The organism is Collinsella sp. An307 (genome assembly GCF_002161805.1).
GTDB lineage: Bacteria > Actinomycetota > Coriobacteriia > Coriobacteriales > Coriobacteriaceae > Coprousia.
In genome coordinates this window covers 41494-58467 of sequence record NZ_NFIP01000009.1, presented here as the reverse complement: position 1 = coordinate 58467, position 16974 = coordinate 41494, and the positions used below count along the sequence as shown (strand labels likewise).

15 protein-coding genes are annotated in these 16974 nt (G+C 64.4%); 4 read left to right on the top strand and 11 right to left on the bottom strand.

Going from position 1 to position 16974, the window contains the following annotated elements:
* Positions 1-2: 2 nt before the first annotated feature.
* Entirely contained in the window at positions 3-503 is a 501-nt protein-coding gene (gene accB, locus B5F89_RS08335; RefSeq protein WP_087431320.1) for an acetyl-CoA carboxylase biotin carboxyl carrier protein, read from the bottom strand.
* Positions 504-626: 123 nt separating this feature from the next.
* Positions 627-857 carry an acyl carrier protein gene (gene acpP, locus B5F89_RS08330; RefSeq protein WP_087431319.1) on the bottom strand — a complete coding sequence of 77 codons (231 nt, stop codon included), beginning with the start codon at positions 855-857 and terminating at the stop codon, positions 627-629.
* Between the two features lie 508 nt (positions 858-1365).
* On the opposite strand from acpP, the gene B5F89_RS08325 reads away from it, so the two are divergent.
* Positions 1366-2130: a ChbG/HpnK family deacetylase gene (locus tag B5F89_RS08325; protein ID WP_087431318.1), complete on the top strand. Its 765-nt coding sequence runs from the start codon at positions 1366-1368 to the stop codon at positions 2128-2130.
* A gap of 211 nt (positions 2131-2341) precedes the next feature.
* Here B5F89_RS08325 and B5F89_RS08320 read toward each other — a convergent pair whose 3' ends face one another.
* Entirely contained in the window at positions 2342-4999 is a 2658-nt protein-coding gene (locus B5F89_RS08320) for an ABC transporter ATP-binding protein/permease (protein WP_087431317.1), read from the bottom strand.
* 275 nt (positions 5000-5274) lie between these two features.
* On the opposite strand from B5F89_RS08320, the gene rlmD reads away from it, so the two are divergent.
* Positions 5275-6720 carry a 23S rRNA (uracil(1939)-C(5))-methyltransferase RlmD gene (gene rlmD, locus B5F89_RS08315; RefSeq protein ID WP_343206329.1) on the top strand — a complete coding sequence of 482 codons (1446 nt, stop codon included), beginning with the start codon at positions 5275-5277 and terminating at the stop codon, positions 6718-6720.
* On the opposite strand, the gene B5F89_RS08310 is transcribed toward rlmD, so the two are convergent.
* The 6 genes from B5F89_RS08310 to B5F89_RS08285 all read right to left on the bottom strand — a co-directional run bounded on the left by B5F89_RS08310 (position 6717) and on the right by B5F89_RS08285 (position 12754).
* A complete protein-coding gene (locus B5F89_RS08310) occupies positions 6717-8024 on the bottom strand; it encodes a hypothetical protein (protein WP_087431316.1) in 1308 nt (435 codons plus the stop codon). The genes rlmD and B5F89_RS08310 overlap by 4 nt on opposite strands.
* 15 nt (positions 8025-8039) lie before the next feature.
* Positions 8040-8639 (bottom strand): FmdE family protein, encoded by a 600-nt coding sequence (locus tag B5F89_RS08305; protein WP_087431315.1) that lies wholly within the window; start codon positions 8637-8639, stop codon positions 8040-8042.
* Between the two features lie 89 nt (positions 8640-8728).
* The gene (locus tag B5F89_RS08300) at positions 8729-9526 is read right to left on the bottom strand and encodes a PHP domain-containing protein (protein ID WP_204230653.1); all 798 of its coding nucleotides are present in this window, start codon (positions 9524-9526) and stop codon (positions 8729-8731) included.
* A gap of 94 nt (positions 9527-9620) precedes the next feature.
* A complete protein-coding gene (locus B5F89_RS08295; protein WP_087431313.1) occupies positions 9621-10820 on the bottom strand; it encodes a pyridoxal phosphate-dependent aminotransferase in 1200 nt (399 codons plus the stop codon).
* Between the two features lie 200 nt (positions 10821-11020).
* Positions 11021-12205: an FprA family A-type flavoprotein gene (locus B5F89_RS08290; protein WP_087431312.1), complete on the bottom strand. Its 1185-nt coding sequence runs from the start codon at positions 12203-12205 to the stop codon at positions 11021-11023.
* A gap of 147 nt (positions 12206-12352) precedes the next feature.
* Positions 12353-12754 (bottom strand): helix-turn-helix domain-containing protein, encoded by a 402-nt coding sequence (locus B5F89_RS08285; protein WP_087431311.1) that lies wholly within the window; start codon positions 12752-12754, stop codon positions 12353-12355.
* A 291-nt stretch (positions 12755-13045) separates the two neighbouring features.
* Here B5F89_RS08285 and B5F89_RS08280 point away from each other — a divergent pair, with 291 nt between their 5' ends.
* A complete protein-coding gene (locus tag B5F89_RS08280) occupies positions 13046-14014 on the top strand; it encodes a magnesium transporter CorA family protein (protein WP_087431310.1) in 969 nt (322 codons plus the stop codon).
* A gap of 77 nt (positions 14015-14091) precedes the next feature.
* On the opposite strand, the gene B5F89_RS08275 is transcribed toward B5F89_RS08280, so the two are convergent.
* The gene (locus B5F89_RS08275; protein WP_087431309.1) at positions 14092-14952 is read right to left on the bottom strand and encodes an MBL fold metallo-hydrolase; all 861 of its coding nucleotides are present in this window, start codon (positions 14950-14952) and stop codon (positions 14092-14094) included.
* Positions 14953-15025: 73 nt separating this feature from the next.
* On the opposite strand from B5F89_RS08275, the gene B5F89_RS08270 reads away from it, so the two are divergent.
* Positions 15026-15601: a histidine phosphatase family protein gene (locus B5F89_RS08270; protein ID WP_087431308.1), complete on the top strand. Its 576-nt coding sequence runs from the start codon at positions 15026-15028 to the stop codon at positions 15599-15601.
* A 14-nt stretch (positions 15602-15615) separates the two neighbouring features.
* Here the strand turns inward: B5F89_RS08270 and B5F89_RS08265 are convergent, their stop codons facing one another.
* Positions 15616-16965 (bottom strand): MFS transporter, encoded by a 1350-nt coding sequence (locus B5F89_RS08265; RefSeq protein ID WP_239286724.1) that lies wholly within the window; start codon positions 16963-16965, stop codon positions 15616-15618.
* Positions 16966-16974: the final 9 nt, after the last annotated feature.

Genomic DNA, 16974 nt, shown 5'->3' with positions numbered 1-16974 from the left:
CGTTAGTCCTCGCGATAGCGGATGAGCGGCGCGCCAAACTCCACGAGCTCGCCGTCGGCGACGAGCACCTCCTCGATCGTGCAATCGCAGGGGGCCTCGACCTCGCTCATCATCTTCATGGCCTCGAGCAGACAGACCGTGTCGCCCTTCTTCACGTGATCACCCGGCTGGACGTAGGGGTCCTTGTCGGGCGCGGGCGCGGCGTAGAACACGCCCACGAGCGGGGCGGTAATGGCGGGCGCGTCGCTCGCAACCGGCGCGGGCGCGGCCTCGGCGGGCGCCGGGGCTGCAGGTGCGGCTGCCGGAGCGGCAACGGGCGCGGGCGCTACAGCACCCGGCATGGCCGGCACGGCGACCGGCATGATCTGCGGCGCCACGGGAGCGGTCGCCCCGCCCTTCTCGAGCTCGAGCTCGACACCATCCCAATTGAGCTTGAGGCGCGTGGCGCTACCCGCCTCGAAACGGTCCATCAGATCGTAGATGTCCTGAGCTTTCACGCCCATGGGTCCTCCTTCACACGTGTGGCGCGCGCCCGCGCACCCTGACAAAAACGCACCTGCGCGGGGCCTAGGAGGCGAGGCGCAGATGCGTTTTTAGGCGATGCCTCACGGGCATCGAAACAGCAGTTAGGCGAGCTTGCCCTCGACGTAGTCAGCGAGGTCGCCCACGGTCTTGAACTGATCGAGCTCGGCATCGTCGATCTCGACCTCAAAGGCCTCCTCAAGAGCCATAACGAGCTCCATAGCGGCGAGGGAGTCGGCGCCGAGGTCCTCCTCGAGCTTGGCCTCGCGGGTAACCTTCTCAAGGTCGCAACCGACGGTCTCGGAGATAACCTCACGCATCTTCTCGAAATCCATGATCTGTCCTTTCCGGGCGCGAAGCCCTTCATCTCGTGTGAACGGAGCGCCACGCGGATCTGCCGACGCGCCGGAGTCTATTGAGAGCGGCTCACAACCAATTCTCTCAAAAAACTTAGTTAAAGTATTTTAGTTAAGGATTTTGAGATATAGCTGAGAACCTCGGATTTCTCCATTCTCCTTATGCTCTGCACAAATTGACGTTTATTGATATAGCGTCAATACATTTTGCTGCACATCGTTCTTGCGATTCGGCTGGGCTGCGCCCGCTTCAAATTGCCGCGCCCCTGTCTCAGAAATGCAGCTATTCAATAATCTCAGGCGAAAGGGCGAAGTATCCCCCCGCACCTTCCCCTGCGTCTATCTGGGAAATCCGACGCACATCATGCTGGATAGTCACGCACTCTGCGCAGGATTATTGAATAACTGAAAAACGTCTTCACATCAGGGCACAATTGCCTTGTTACGCGCCGCGCTAGAAGACGACAATCCGCTTCGGGAGGTTCACATGAAGCAGCTGCTCATCCGCGCCGATGACATTGGATATTCGCACGCGGTGAACGTCGGTATCGCCCGCACGGTCCACGAGGGACTCATCCGATCGGTGGGCGTTATGCCCAACATGCCCGAAACGGCGCGCGGCGTCGACTGGGTGCGGGATGCAGACATCGCCATCGGCCAGCACACCAACCTCTGCCTCGGCACGCCCTGCTCCGACCCTGCCGCGATTCCTTCTCTGATTGACGAGAACGGCCAGTTCAAGAGCAGCCGCACCTACCGCGAGGCGTTCAAGCGCGGCGAGGACTTCGTGGTCTTTGAGGAGGCCGTCGCAGAGATCGAGGCGCAGCTCGCACGCTTCCTCGAGGTCGTGGGACGCGACCCGGACTACTTCGAGGCGCACGCCGTGGTCTCCGAGAACCTCAACCGTGCCATCGAGCACGTTGCGCGCGAGCATGGCTACCGCTATCAGGCGGCATCGTTCGATCCGGCAGCAACGGTCACGTGCGGCACCACGCCCGTCCGCATGGTGATGCGCTCGATGACGCCCGGCTACAATCCTGCCGCCGCGATCCGCGAAACGGTGGAGGAGATGGGCACCGATGAGACCGTGGTATTTGTCTGCCACCCCGGCTACCTGGACCAGTTCATTCTGAGCACGTCCTCGCTCACCGAGGACCGCACCAAAGAGGTCGATGCCCTCGTCTCGCCCGAGCTCCGCGCTTGGCTCGAGGCCCAACCCGACCTCAAGCTCATCGACTACCGCGACCTGTAGGGCCGCCCAGGCAATACGCCCAACATAACGTCGAGTACTCGACGCAAGTTTTGTCGAGTACTCGACGTTTTGATTTGTCGAGTTGTCGAGTTTTATCGCACACAGGACTGGGTTTCCCAGGTGCCGCAGATCGGTGCGAAAGAGGAGGGCATAGGCCTTGCGGCCATGCCCAACGATTGAGCGCCGAGGTGCGGCGTCTGGGGAAGCCAGGCTACTCCGTGCGCAGGGCCGTGACCGGATCCTTCTTGGCTGCCATGCGGCTGGGCGCCAAGCCCGCCACCCACGAGAGCGCAACCGATATCACCACGAGCGCGATACCCGGACCAACCGGCACCGCCGCCAAGTTCTCCACCCCGGCGACCGCGTAAATGATCGCGTTCACGGGGATATCCAGAAGCACCGTAATACCTACGCCAAGCAGGCCGCTCACCAGACCAATAATGAACGTCTCCGCCGTAAAGATACGGCTCACGTCGCGCTTGCTCGCACCGATGGCGCGCAGGATGCCGATCTCCTTCGTACGCTCGAGCACCGAGATATAGGTGATGATGCCGATCATGATCGAGCTCACCACGAGCGAGATGGCCACAAACGCAATCAAGATGTAGGTGATGGCGTTCACGATGTCGGTCACGCTCGACATGAGCATGCCCACAATGTCGGTGTACTGGATCTCGGTCCCCTCACCGTCGGCGCGAATCTGCGCATTGTAGTCGGCGATGAGCTTGTCGATGGTTTCCTTCGCCTCAAAGTCGATGGGATAGATGCTGATGGTCGAGGGACTGTCGAGGTCGCCCTTGCCCAGCAGCTCGAGGTTGCCCTCGTAGGTGGCGTTGTCGGTCTGGTTCGCCATCTGCTCGGAAAACGCCTCGGCAATCTCGTCGTCCGTGAGGCCCTCGGCGCGGAGCTCGTCCACATAGGACTGCAGCTGAGCTGCCTGCTCGCCACCAATCTGGTCGAGCATGAGCTCGATGGCCTCCATCGTGAGCCCGGTCGAGCTCTCCTCAAACGGCAGGCCCGTAAAGATGTCCGTCGTGGGGTCCGCCTCCTGCGCCTTCACGGCGGCGCTCTCGTCACCAAGCTCAATCACATGCTCAATAAGCTCGGGCGTGTAGAGCAGCGTGCCCCAGTTGGTCTCGTCGTTACCCTCGGCGGGGCGCACGATACCTACCACGTGCAGCTCTTCGGCGGAGTTGATCACGTCCGCCATATAGGCATCGTCGTCGCTCTTATCTGCCCATGTGCCGTCCGCCTGCTCGGCATACTTCGACGCCTCGGGCACGAGCTTGAACGTGAGCCCCATGAGGTCGTCGTAGGTGTAGCTCGTCCCCTCGACCTCCTCCACCTCGCGGCCGGCGACCACGTCTGCCATCATGCCGCGCAGGTCGCTCTGGTCAAGCAGCCCCAGCGCATAGAGCGTGTAGTCGGAGATGCGCCCGTTCTCGTCCACGTACAGCACGACCTCGTCCCAGCTCTCGGGCATATGCCCAGCAAGGACCTCGTAATCGGTCTTCCACGTGTCACGGTTGGGCAGAAGCTCGGTAAAGACGTCGTAGGACGAGCCCATGGAAGAGAGCATCTCGCCCTGCGTCTCGCCAATGGAGAACCCCAGCGCGTCCATCACGGTCGCAGGGTTCACCTGCACGGGGCCGTCCGAGGTGTCGCTTGCGTAGATGTTGAGCGGCACGTCGTAGGTGTACTCGATCGCCGTGGTGATGTCGTCAATGTCATCGGGGTTGGAGTCGAGCCACTCCTTAATGGTGGGCATATCGTTCTCGTTGGCGCCATCGGCCACGCCGGTCACCATGTCGGTCACCAGGTCCTTGGAGGCGACCGTGCCCTCCTCCACCGCGCTCGCGGCGGTCTCTGCGGCAGAGCCCATCATCGAGGTCATCATGCTCGCCATGTCCACGCTCGTCTCGTTGATGGTGAGCGGGTAGCTTCCCATAGTGGACTGCTCGGTCTCGGCAATGTAGTTCTGCGCGCCGTCCGAGAGCGAGAGGATAAGCGCAATGCCAATAATGCCGATGGACCCGGCAAACGCCGTGAGCAGCGTGCGGCCCTTCTTGGTCATGAGGTTGTTGGCAGAAAGCGAGAGCGCCGAGCGGAAGCTCATCTGCCGCTTGCCCTTTTTGACGTCCGCCACGGCGTGCGCCTGAATCTCCTCGGGCGTGAGACGCTCGCGCGCTGCATCCACCGGCGCGGTGTCGCTTGTGATGAGACCGTCCGAGATGCGCACGATGCGGTCGGAGTACTCCTCCGCCAGCTGCGGGTTATGCGTGACCATGATGACGAGCCGGTCGCGCGAGAGCTCCTTTAAAATCTCCATCACCTCAACGGAGGTCTCGGTGTCAAGCGCGCCGGTGGGCTCGTCGGCGAGGATGATCTCGGGGTCGTTCACAATGGCGCGGGCGATGGCCACGCGCTGCATCTGCCCGCCGGAAAGCTGGTTGGGCTTCTTCTTGAGGTGCTCGCCCAGGCCCACCCGGCGCAGCGCCTCCTCCGCGCGGCGGCGGCGCTCGGCCTTGGGCGTGCCGGAGAGCACCAGCGCCATCTCTACGTTGGAGATGACCGTCTGGTGCGGAATGAGGTTGTAGCTCTGAAACACAAAGCCCACACTGTGGTTACGGTAGGTGTCCCAGTCGCGGTCGAGGTAGCTTTTGGTCGAGCGGCCGTTGATAACAAGGTCACCGCGGGTGTACTGGTCAAGGCCGCCAATGATGTTGAGCAGCGTGGTCTTGCCGCAGCCCGACTGGCCAAGGATGCTTACAAACTCCTGGTCGCGAAAGGTGACGGAGATGCCCTTGAGGGCGTGGACGACGGTGTCGCCCGAGGGGTAGTCCTTGGTGATGCCTTTGAGTTCGAGCACGGGTCGGGACCTTTCTTGCAAGGTGCGGGTGGCCGAGCAACGCGGCTGCCCGTCTATCTGTTTGCGCGGCGCATGCGCGCGTCGCACGGCGGTTCATGATGGTCATGGTACCCGCAAGCGGCGGGCTGAATCATGCGAGGGGCTCAAGTGGCAGCAGGTGACGGCGAACCTACAAACCTGTGTTTTTCGCAAAGCGCATGTTGCCTGCGCATAATAGAAATAACCAGCCGCTCACTCCCGGGCATCGCCCGGCGCATAAGGAGAGGACGCCCGCGATGCGCTCCCGCACCCAACGACCCGCGCAGAAGAAGCACAGCGCGCCCGCAAAGCACGGCGAACGCGCCAAGCAAGCCGCACACGCCAAACGCACCGCGCATACCAAACGCGCCGCGCAAAGCAACCAACCTGCACCGCGTCCCTCGGCATCTGCCGAGCGCCGCGCCCGCAAGGACGCCGCCGGCCCCTGCCCCATCATGCGTGCCTGCGGTGGCTGCGCGTGGATCGGCATGCCCTACAAAAAGCAGCTCGCCCACAAACAGGCGACCATCGAGGAGCTTTTTGCACCGCTTATCGCCCAGTTTGGGTGGGACGTTGTGCCCGACGCTGTGGCAGGCATGCGCGCCAACGTGGGAGACGCCGCGCGCGAGCCCGGCTACGACCCCCTCCGCGACGGGACCATCACCGCGGCTGAGGGCAAATGCCCCGCGCCCCGCGCTTTTCGCTATAAGGCGGCAACGCCCTTTGCGCCCGGCCCCAACGGTGAGGTGCGCTCGGGCTTCTACGCGCGCGGCACGCACGACATTGTTGCCGTCCCCGACTGCGTGGTCGAGGCCCCGGGCGCGCGCCGCACGTTGAACGAAGTTGCCCGCGCGGCAGAGCGCCTGGGCATTCCCGCCTATGACGAGGACCGGCGGCGCGGCATCCTCCGCTACGCCGTGCTGCGCCTGGGCTGGCGGAGCAGCGAGGGCATGCTCACCCTGGTGACCGCGCAGCGCGACGTGCCCGCGCTCGAGGAGCTCGCGCGCGAAATCATGGCCTTTGACCCGCGCATTGTCACCGTGGCGCAAAACATCAACGGGCGCGAGGGCAACGCAATCTTGGGCGCCGAGACGCGGCCCCTCCTGGGCCCCGGCACCATGAAAGATGGCCTTCTTGGCTGCACGTTTGAGATATCGCCCACCGCGTTCTACCAGACAAACCCTCAGCAAACCGAGGTGCTCTACCGCCTTGCCATCGACGGGATGGGCCTGCGCAGCGACGACGTTGTAGTGGACGCGTACTGCGGCAGCGGCACCATCGGCATCACCGCGGCGCATGCGGCACGTGCGGCAGGCGCAGAGGTGACCCTGCGCGGCGTGGAGCGCAACCCCTCTGGCATTGTTGACGCGCGTCGTAACGCCGAGCTCAACGGTATGGCCGATACCTGCGATTTTGTTGCCGAGGACGCAACGCACTATCTGCACCGTGCCGCGACAGAAGGCCTTGCGGCAGACGTGGTTGTGCTCGATCCGCCGCGCGCCGGCTCCACGCCGGAGTTTTTGGCAGCAGCTGCGGACATCGCCCCCAGGCGCATCGTCTACGTGAGCTGCAACCCCGTCACGCAGGTGCGCGACCTCGCGCTTTTGGGCGAGGCGGGCTACCGCATGATCCGCCTGACGCCTGTGGACATGTTCCCGCACACCGACCATATCGAGACCGTGGCGGTGCTTGAGCGCAGCTAGCTTTGGGGCGTACCCACAAAGCTCGCAAGCCATGCGATGTAGACGCTCGGATAGTGCGCGTACAGGAGCTCCCACGGGCTCACGCGCAAAGCAACGGTCGACGCCACCGACGCCACGCCGGCGGGCGTGTAGAGCTCCTCTACCGTCTTCACCTGGCCGGCGATGTCTGAGGTAAGGCTCTCGATCAAAAGCTCGTCGTCGGGGTTATAGGGCGAGGTCGCGCCCATAACCTGCTCAAAGGTACGCTGCATCTTTTCGTAGCGAGCGGCAAAATCGGCGTCCGTCACGCCGGGAAGCGTAACGTCCACCCCGTAGCGCGCGTATCCCCACTCCTCGAGCGGCAGGTGCGTCATGATGTCCGCCGGGTTGGCGATGTTGAAGATGTTTGCGTAGCGGGCGCATGCCGCATCGGCGGAAAGCGTCGTTGCCGGGGAGGCATAGGTGTAGGCGCGCACATTGACCCCGTCCCCAAATAGGGCATCGTCGGCGCGGGCGGCCACCAAGTTGGCGATTGCACCGCCGCGGCTGTGCCCCACGAGCAGAAGCTCCACAGCAAGACCCGCCTCTTGTGCGCGCTCGATGCGCGGCGCCAGTGCGCGGGCGACCTCGTCAGCCGCACCGGTGTAGCCGGGATGGTCCTCCCCGCCCATGACCGAGAGGTTGCTCAGCCATTCCGACCCGTAGCTGCCGCGGATGCTCGCCACAATGAGCTGGCGCTCCTCGCCCTCGTTGCTCACAATCCGCTTCTCGGCAATGCCAAAGGCCGCGCCGTCCGCCTCTTGCGTCACCAAGCCCAGCACCTCGTCCACCACCTCGCTGCGGTAGCGGTACGAATCGGTGGAGATGTTGGTCATGCCAAGCGCAGACAGGCCGAGCTCCATATAGGGCAGGCAATCGGAATCCGCCTGGTAGTAGCCGGACTCCGCATAGGCAAGGCTCGCAATCACCGAGCCCGCGCAGGCAAGCTCGGGGTTGTATGCCGTGCTCTCGTCAAAAAACCAGTTGTCGTCCCAGGTGAGCGCAATCTCGGTCTCGCCGTCGCCCGGCACGGCAAAATCCGTGAAGGCGATGTTTGCCGTGAAACGCCCCGCGCGCGCAAGGTCGTCGCCCCACGCGGTCGTGGCGTTGAGCACCGGTCCCTCCACCGCGCCGACGCCGAGCGTGCGCTGGCAGTGGCGGACGTAGAGCGAGATGGCCCCGATGAGCATCATAACGAGGACCGTGAGCCCGGCCGCGAGGACCAGACGGCCGAGCGCCTGGCGGACCGGGTGTGCTGTGGCTATATGCGAGGGGTGGCGGCGCACGGGTCTCCTTAAGGCTCAGACGTCGCCTGCAACGATGTCGTCCACAGAAAGCTCGGCACCTTCCACATAGTACACGTGCTCGCCGGCGCAGCGGCGGCAGTACACGTGGCCGTCACGCTCGATGCCGCGACCGTCGTGGATGCGCTCGCCGCAGCGCTCGCATACCTGCGTCTGGCGCGGCTTGCCCGGCAGGTCGTACTCGGCAAAATCGGGAAGCTCCACCTCGTGAACGCGGAAGAACTCGGCGTCCGAGAAGCGGGCGTAGAAGGCGCGCATGTCCTCCCCCTTGGGGCAGTGCGGCGAATCGGGCTGCTGCGAGATGCGGATAGCGCGGCCGCTCGCCAGGTCCAAGAAGCTTGCAGACATGATGCCGTAGTCGTACCACTTGAGGCGGCGGCGCCCCAGATGGCAATTGGCGACCGAGATCACCGCGTCGGCGAGGCAGCGGTCGCACTCAACAAAGGCGACGAGGTCACGGTAGGTGTCCGTGTCCTCGATACCAAAGTAGGTAAGGGCAAGGCGTGCCATGCGCGTGCCGATGATCTGCCCGCCACACAGGTGACCGTGGAAGGCGATGGCGCGGTCGAGGTCCTCGTCGAAAGTTCGCTTGAGCATGGTGATCCTTTCTTGCGGCGCGGGGGCGGGTGCGCCGGGCGGTGCGGCGCGTCGGATGCGCCGGGTCCGCCGGGTGCGTGGCCGTCAGCCTACTTGACCTCGAGCCCGGCTGCCGCCATGGCGCCAAGCAGCGCGTCGCGGCCGCGATTCATGATGAGCTCCTCGGGGAAGTGAATCTCCTCGAGCATGCGCTCGGCACACGGGAACTTACCGATGGCAGGCGCGATGTGCGCGTCGCTCGACACCACAATGCCCACACCGAGCTCGGCAGCGCGCTCGGCGATCTTTTGGCAGACGTCATGGTGGCGCCTGCTCTCGAGGCTGTGGTTGTTGATCTCGATAAGCTTGTGGTTCTCACGCGCAACGGTGAGCACCTCGTCAATATCAAAGGGAATACCGGAGCGGCCTGCATGGCCAAGCACGAGCACGCGTGGGCTCTCCAGCACGGCGGTGTACATGGCCGTGGTCTGGGCGACGGTGGCGCCGTCGGCAAACATGCCGTTGTGCACGCTCGCAATGAGGTAGTCGAGGTCGCGGGTCACGATGTCAAACAGCGTGCTGCCGGGGCGATTGAGATGGCCAACGATGCCCTCGGGACAGGGGATGTCCTGCCCAAAGAACGTGCCCGCAAGGGAGACGATGTCCACCTCGGCACCGTGCAGCACCGTGACGCCGTCCCACTCGCGCGGCCAGATGCCCTGGTTGATGAAGAACTGAAAGTTGCGGATGTGCTGCTCGGGGTAGAGCATCATGCTGAAGTGGTCGGTCGAGCCCAGCACCTCGACCCCGGCGGCGCGCGCGGCGGCGACGTTCTCGCTGATGGTCGCGTAGGCGTGGCGCGAGGCCAGTGTGTGGGTGTGGATATCGCCAGCGATGGTGTAAGGCACGGTACCGTCCTTCCCGCGATGGGCCATGTACCCGCGTGCGCGGGCCGCCGCTATTGTCTCACGTATGCGGGCGCGCGGAGGCGTGAGTGCGCTTCTAGCGGTAACTCTCCGCAAGGGCGCGCCACGCGGGAAGCGAGCGCTCGATGGTCTCGGGGGCCACGCAGTAGCCCACGCGCACCCAGCCGCCCACGCCAAAGCTGTCGCTCGGTACCGGCAAAAGCTCAAAGGCGCGCGCCCGCTCGCAGAAGGCCTCCGCATCGGGCTCCAGCGCACGCACCCACAGGTAGAAGGCGCCGTCGGGCTCCACATAGGTGTAGCCCGCCTCGGCAAGCGCTTGCGTGAGCATGCGGCGGTTGCGGGCGTAAGCCTCCACATCGGTGGGCGTATCCACGCAGTCGATGACCACGCGCTGGAAGAGTGCCGGGGCGCAGACAAAACCGAGCGCCCGCGCCGCGCCGGCAACTGCCGCCATAACGCGGCGGGCGCCCTCGCTTACCTGCGGGACCAGAATCCAGCCCACGCGCTCGCCGGGAAGCGAAAGCGATTTGCTGTAGGAGTAGCAGACCACCGTGTGCTCGTAGAGCGCCGGCACCCAGGGGACCTCCGCGCCGTAGGTGATCTCGCGGTAGGGCTCGTCGGAAATGAGAACGACGGGCTGCGGGTGCCCCAGCTGTTGCTCGCGCGCTTGGTTGACGAGCTCAAGCTCGGCGGCGAGCGCTTGGAGCGTCTCGCGCGGGTAGATGGCGCCGGTGGGGTTGTTAGGCGAGTCGATAATGACCGCGGCGGTGCGTGGTGTGATGGCCGCAGCGACCGCTGCCGGATCTATCTGGAACGTCTCCTGGTCCGCCGGGACCTCAACGCAGGTCGCGCCTGCCGTCTCAATCCACACGCGGTACTCGGGAAAGTAGGGCGCGATAACGATGATCTCGTCACCCGGGCAGGTGACGGCGCGCAGCGTGCACGAGACCGATGCCGCGGCGCCCACCGTCATGAAAACGTCCGCGGCGGTGTAGGCGGTACCAAAGCGCCGGTTGAGCGAGGCCGCAACCGCCTCGCGCGCCGCCGGCAGGCCGGGCGCCGGCGTGTAGCCGTGAAGCTCCGCGGCGGGCACCTCGGCAAGCGAACGCTCGATGCTCTCGCGCACCGCATCGGGCGCGGGGATGGAGGGGTTGCCCAGGCTAAAATCGAACACGTTCTCGGCGCCGATCTCTGCCTTGCGCGCGCAGGCGTAAGAGAAGATCTCGCGAATCTTGGAGCTCTCCGCTCCGTAGGCGTACATCTGCTCGTTGATCATGGGGCCCCTTCCTATCACGTTGCGACGCGCAACGGCGCTCCGCCGTTTCATTGTAGGCCGAAGCCCAGCGCGGGCAGGGCCCGAAGCGCACCTGAGACCTTACGGTAACCAAAACGGGGGAGCGGCGCTTGCCACTCCCCCGCATGCGCTAGCGCTTATGGGCGCGTGTGCACGTTTTGAACCCGTCCCCAAATGTGCAACTAAGCGCGGGCGTCCTCGATGACCTTGGCCACCGTCTCCTGCAGCGCAGTGAGGTTCTCCTCGCTGGGGATCCACTGCTGCGCCACGACCGGGCACGCCATGTTGAACTTCATGTTCTCCATCTCGGTGTAGACCTGCTTGGGACCAAGCGGCGCCCAACCGTAGGAACCAAACGCGATGCCGATGCGCTGCGTGTTCACCGGCGAGAGACCGCGCATATAGGTGAGGAAGCTCGCCATGGTGGGCATCATGTTGGAGTTGAGCGTGGGCGAGCCGCAGGCAACGTAGCGCGCGTCGCACAGCTCGAGCATGATGTCGGAGATGTGGGTGTGCTTGACGTCGATGAGCTCGGCCGGCACACCCTCGCGGATGAAGGCGTCCACGATCTCGCGCGCCATAGACTCGGTGGAGTGCCACATGGAGTCAAAGACCACCACGGCCTTCTCCTCGGTCTGATAGGTACTCCACGCCTGATACTTCTCGAGAATCTTGGCGATGTTGCTGCGCCAGATGACACCGTGCGACGGGGCGATGAGCTTGATGTCGAGCCCGCCGAGAGCGCCAAGCGCCTTTTGCACCTGAGCGCCGTAGGGCCACACGATGTTGGCGTAGTACTTCTTGGCCTGCTTGAAGACCTCGCAGAGGTCGTTCTCGTCATCGAAGCGCTTGGTCGAGGCAAAGTGCTGGCCAAAGGCATCGTTGGAGAAGAGGATGCCGTCCTCGGGGCACCAGGTGACCATGTTGTCCGGCCAGTGCACCATGGGCGTCTGCACAAAGTGGAGCGTGCGCTCGCCGATGGAGACGGAATCGCCGGTCTTCACACCCTCGACCTCAATGCCGTAGTGGGCGCGAATCTCGTTCACGCCGGCGGGGCCGCTCGCCACCAGGCGGGCGTTGGGCGCGAGCTCGTGGATCTTGGGGAGGCTCCCGGAATGGTCCATCTCCACGTGATTGGTAACCACAAGGCCGATCTTGGCGGGGTCGACCACCTGGCTGATGCGCTGGAAAAACTCATCGGTAAACGTGGCCTTGGCCGTGTCGATAAGGGTGATGGTCTCGTCCATGATGAGGTAGGCGTTGTAGGTGATGCCACGCTCGGTGGTGTAGCCGTGGAACGAGCGCTCGTTCCAGTCGATGCCGCCAACCCACCAGACCTTGGGCGAGATCTCGATTGCGTTAAGCATGACGCGTCCTTTCTGCCGCCCCGGGCGGCGTTGCCGCATGCCGCGGCGAGGTTGCTTTGCACCCATCATACCACGCGCAAACCCGCGAACCTCCTGCTAGAAGGGCAGTTGCGGGTTTACGCATAAACGCTACATTGCTTCTATCATTTAGATGTCGTCGCGGCGCTCTCCGCTGGCAGGACGCCGACCACGGCGCTTCTCCACTAACGCGTCGGCGCCACCGTCGCGGTACTTGCGGCACCACATCTTTACCGAGGACTCGCTTGTCACCCCGTGGGCAATCATGACCTCGCGAACCGACTTACCGCGCTCGACACGGTCGCGCGCAACGGCGAGCTTGGTCTCAAAATCGTATGCCCTGTGGTGTGACCCGCCGTTCATCACCGCGTCCTCACCGCCCGCGGCAAAGGCGCGCGCCCACTGGCGCGCCGTAGCGTCGGGAATGCCCAGCTCGCGCGCAAGCGAGCGATGCCCGGCGCCCTCGCTCAAGATGCGCACGGCCCGTCGGCGCATCTCCTCGCCATACGCGTTTCGTCCTGCTTGTGCCATAGCTATCAGATCCCATCGGCCGCACCGCGACCCTCAGACGTGCAGAGTTGCTACCGCTCGATATGCCCAGCGTGAGGCAGCCTATACCGGCAAGCGCCCGGCGCCACGCAACAACAACAGCTTCATCACGCACCGTCACAAAACGGTAAGGAATCCGTAAGAGCTCTCTGCGTTTTACGCGAAGTAGCGCCGCCGACCGCCGGTTTGCGGTATCGTCTGCTGCCAGCTGCGGCAAAGACCTATCGCGGCGCCGCCCGTGCGCGGCGCGCAGAAACCGCAAAGGAGGTCCCCGTGATTACCTGCTACAAGACCGACCTCAATGGCATCACCTCGCTTATCGAGGCGCCCGAGCCCGGCGCGTGGATCAACGTCGTCGCGCCCACGGACGAAGAACGTCGTTGGCTGGAAGACGAGATCGGCGTTCTGCCCGAGTTTGTGCGCTCCGCCCTCGACGAGGAGGAGACCTCCCACATCGACTACGACGACGACGTCAACCAGGCCCTCATCATCGTCGACTACCCCTGCGCCGAGGATGCCGAGGACATGCAAGACCCCACGATGCTGCAGTACACGACGCTGCCTATCTCGTTTTTCTCGCTGCCCGAGAAGAGCCTCGTGGTCACGGTGAGCCTAGACGAGAACGCGATCGTCGCCGACATGGCGGCCGGGCGCGTGCGCGGCCTCAATACGCGCCTGCGCACCCGCTTTCTGCTGCAGATGCTGCTACGCATCTCGCAGAGCTACCTTGTGCACCTGCGCCGCATCGACAACCTCTCCACCGCCACCGAACAGCGCCTCTACGGCTCGATGCGCAACGAAGAGCTCCTGCAGATGCTCTCGCTCGAAAAGTCGCTCGTCTATTTCTCGACCTCGCTTAAATCGGCCGAGGTCACGCTCAATAAGATTCAGCATGGGCACATCATCACCCTGTACGAGGACGATCAGGACCTGATGGAAGACGTCATGATCGAGGTCCATCAGGCGCAGGAGATGTGCAACATCTACTCGAACATCCTCTCGGGCACGATGGACGCCTACGCGAGCGTGATCTCCAACAACCTGAACATCGTCATGAAGGTGCTCACGGTCATCACCATCGTGATGGCAATCCCCAACATGGTGTTTGGCTTCTTTGGCATGAACGTCACGCTGCCGCTTGCCGGCGCGGGCGGCGACAGCTGGATCTTGCCGACCGTTATCACCGTCGTTGCCTGCGTTGGAGCGGCCTACGTCTTCAAGCGCAAAGGGCTCTGGCGCTAAGGCGCCGAGGGGCCGAGCGCTTGGGGCCGGGCTCCCTACGCTCGAGCTGCCGAGCGCTCCGTAGTCTAGGCGCCAAGCTAGAGCTCGACCGTAGAACCGCAGGCGAGGTAGCTTACGCGCGGGCCAAGCTCGTCGCGCAGAACGCTGTACGCGGCGAGCCCGGTGCAATGGAATGTGAAGTAACGTGCGGGGTGCGCGGCGAGCTCTCGGGCGAGGGCGCGCACCGTCGCATCATCCGCCGTGCCCAGCGCCGAGGGCGCCATAAGGTGAAAGCCGGCAACAACCACATCGAGCGGCCTGGCCGCCAGACGCTCGGCCTCGTCCATGATGTTCAGGATGCCCGCGTGCGAGCAGGCGGATATGAGGACCGTGCGCCCACCCTCGCGCACGAGCAGGCTCTGCTCGTGGGAGAAGTCATCTGCAACAACCTCCGCGCCTGCGGCATCTGCCGACGTGCCGGCCGGCACGGCAAAGAGCCGAGCGTTGGAGGCGGGCTCCGGATGCGGGCGAGCCGTCGTCGCAAACAGCGTGAGGCCAGGCGCGATGTCGAGGGCATCTTCTGTAACCGTCACAAGGCGCGCCGCGCCTGCAAGCGCGGGGTCGAGGCTGATGGCGTGGCGGCGCTCCCCCGAGCCCGAAAGATGCACGTCAAAGGCATGGGCGCGCACAAAGATCGGCACTTGCGCGCTGCGTGCGTCCGCCGCTGCAAGGTATGCGCCGAGGCCACCGCCGTGATCGGCGTGACCGTGGGAGAGCACTACGGCATCCGCCGTGGCCGCATCGATGCCGAGCTCCTCGGCATTAGCCAAAAACGCAGCGTCCGGCCCCATATCAAAGAGGATGCGCCGGCCCGCCGCCTCGACCCAAAGCGCAAGGCCGTGCCGCGCGGCAAGGCGGCTCGTGGGCGTGGCGTTCTCTAACAGAACCGTGACCTTCATGCGCTCCCCTTTCCCCTTTGCCTTGCTACCATAGGAGCATACCAGTCAAAACACCCCCGCAGAAAGGGCTCCCATGAAGCACCTCTACCTCATGCGCCACGGCGAGACGCTCTTTAACCTCCGCCACAAAATCCAGGGATGGTGCGACTCGCCGCTGACGGAAGAGGGCATTGCCCAAGCGCGGCGCGCGGGAGAGGCGCTGACCGAGCGCGGCGTTGTGCCCAGCCTTGCCTTTTCCAGCACGGCGGAGCGCGCCTGTGACACGCTTGAGATCGTGCTCGGGACGCTCGGCCGCCCCCTTGTCTACGAGCGCGTCAAGGACCTGCGCGAGCGCTACTTTGGCACCTTTGAGGGCGAGAGCGAAGACCTCAACCCCGCGCCCGAATACTACGACAAGCTCTTTCCCCTATACGGGGGCGAGACGCGTGCCGAGGTCCGCGAGCGCATGCGCGGCGCGCTGACCGAGATTATGGAGCGCCCCGAGAGCGATACCGTGCTTGCCGTCTCGCATGCCGGCGCCTGCATGAGCTTCACCTCGCACCTCACCGATCCTCGGGAGCTGATTGGCGGGCGCCTGCCCAACGGTGGCATCCTCCACTTTGGCTATGAGGACGGGGCGTTCTCGTTTATCGAGCTCATCAGGCCTTAGCGCGCAGCGGCGCTTTATTTCTGACGGAGGCGCCTGGTGACGACACCCGCCGCCGTAAGCACGGCGCCCGCCGCCACCAGCGCGGCGATGACAAAGAACGCAAATGAGAAGCCCGCGAGGAAGAGTTCGGGCTCTCCCGGCACATACGATGAGACCGTGTGTCCGGCGAGCGCGCTCATGCGCCCGTAGAGAAGCGCCGTGCCCCCGGTGATGCCCACCGCCATACCGAGGTTGCGCACAAGCGAGACCATGCTCCCCGCAAAGCCAAGGTTAGCGGTATCAACCGTGCCCATAACGAGCGAGTTGTTGGGCGCCTGGAACATGCCGGTGCCAAGCGACATAACCACAACGGTGAGATAGATGCGCGCCGCGCCCGCGTCGGTGGGAAGCACGCCCACCACCGCGATGCCGATGGCGTAGATCCCGAGCCCCACGAGGCACGGGATGGCGCTGCCCACACGGTCGGACACCGCGCCCGCGATAGGACCTACCACCGCCATAGCAAGCGGGATAGAGGTGAGCATCACGCCGGCAACATCGGGCGAAAAACCGCAGGCGTCCTGCAAAAAGAAGGGCAGCAACAGCTCGGTTGAGCCCACGGCAAAGAAGCAGAGAAACATCGTCACGAGGTTAAGCGTGAAGGCACCGTTAGCAAACAGGCGCCAGGGCGAGGAAGGCGCCGCCGGCTCCAACGTGGCCGCGGTACTGCACCCGTCGGCGGGCGCGCGCCGAGGCGCATCCGCCGGCAGCGTCCACAGTCCTGCCGCAAAAGCGGCAATGCCAACCGGCACGTTGACCAAGAAGATGGACTCCCAGGGGAAAGCCGCCACGAGCATGCCGCCGAGCACCGGGCCGCACATGAGGCCGAGCGACACGAACGTGCTCACGATACCAAGGGCGCGTCCGCGCTCCTGCGTGGGGAACGTCTCGGTAACGATACCCATGTTGTTAGAAAGAGCGCTCGACGCACCGACGCCCTGCACCACCCGCGCCGCCACGAGCACGGGCAGCGTTGTTGCAAGGCCGCACAACAGCGAGCCCAGCGTGAAGAGCGCCACACCGAGCTGGAAGTAGCGCACCTTGCCGCCGCGATCGCCCAGCCGGCCAAAAGGAACGGCGGCGGCGCAGCAAACCAGCAGGTAGACGCTCGACACCCACTGGATGTCGCCCGCCGAGACGCCGAGCTCGCGTTGCATGGCGGGAAGGGCAACGTTCACGACGCTACTGTCGAGCGTCGACATGAACGACATCACAACTACCGTGAAGAGCACGGCCCATTTGTTATACGAATCTGCCTGCGTGCGTCGGGCGCGCATGATACCCATGGCTTCCTCCTCCAAACGAGCTGAGTTGGTACGCGCCATGGCTGCGCG

What these genes read in the sequence shown, in the direction of transcription:
- accB (WP_087431320.1), bottom strand. Translation starts at nt 503, where the DNA reads ATGGGCGTGAAAGCTCAGGACATCTACGATCTGATGGACCGTTTCGAG.
- acpP (WP_087431319.1), bottom strand. Translation starts at nt 857, where the DNA reads ATGGATTTCGAGAAGATGCGTGAGGTTATCTCCGAGACCGTCGGTTGC.
- B5F89_RS08325 (WP_087431318.1), top strand. Translation starts at nt 1,366, where the DNA reads ATGAAGCAGCTGCTCATCCGCGCCGATGACATTGGATATTCGCACGCG.
- rlmD (WP_343206329.1), top strand. Translation starts at nt 5,275, where the DNA reads ATGCGCTCCCGCACCCAACGACCCGCGCAGAAGAAGCACAGCGCGCCC.
- B5F89_RS08305 (WP_087431315.1), bottom strand. Translation starts at nt 8,639, where the DNA reads ATGCTCAAGCGAACTTTCGACGAGGACCTCGACCGCGCCATCGCCTTC.
- B5F89_RS08295 (WP_087431313.1), bottom strand. Translation starts at nt 10,820, where the DNA reads ATGATCAACGAGCAGATGTACGCCTACGGAGCGGAGAGCTCCAAGATT.
- B5F89_RS08290 (WP_087431312.1), bottom strand. Translation starts at nt 12,205, where the DNA reads ATGCTTAACGCAATCGAGATCTCGCCCAAGGTCTGGTGGGTTGGCGGC.
- B5F89_RS08285 (WP_087431311.1), bottom strand. Translation starts at nt 12,754, where the DNA reads ATGGCACAAGCAGGACGAAACGCGTATGGCGAGGAGATGCGCCGACGG.
- B5F89_RS08275 (WP_087431309.1), bottom strand. Translation starts at nt 14,952, where the DNA reads ATGAAGGTCACGGTTCTGTTAGAGAACGCCACGCCCACGAGCCGCCTT.
- B5F89_RS08270 (WP_087431308.1), top strand. Translation starts at nt 15,026, where the DNA reads ATGAAGCACCTCTACCTCATGCGCCACGGCGAGACGCTCTTTAACCTC.
- B5F89_RS08265 (WP_239286724.1), bottom strand. Translation starts at nt 16,965, where the DNA reads ATGGCGCGTACCAACTCAGCTCGTTTGGAGGAGGAAGCCATGGGTATC.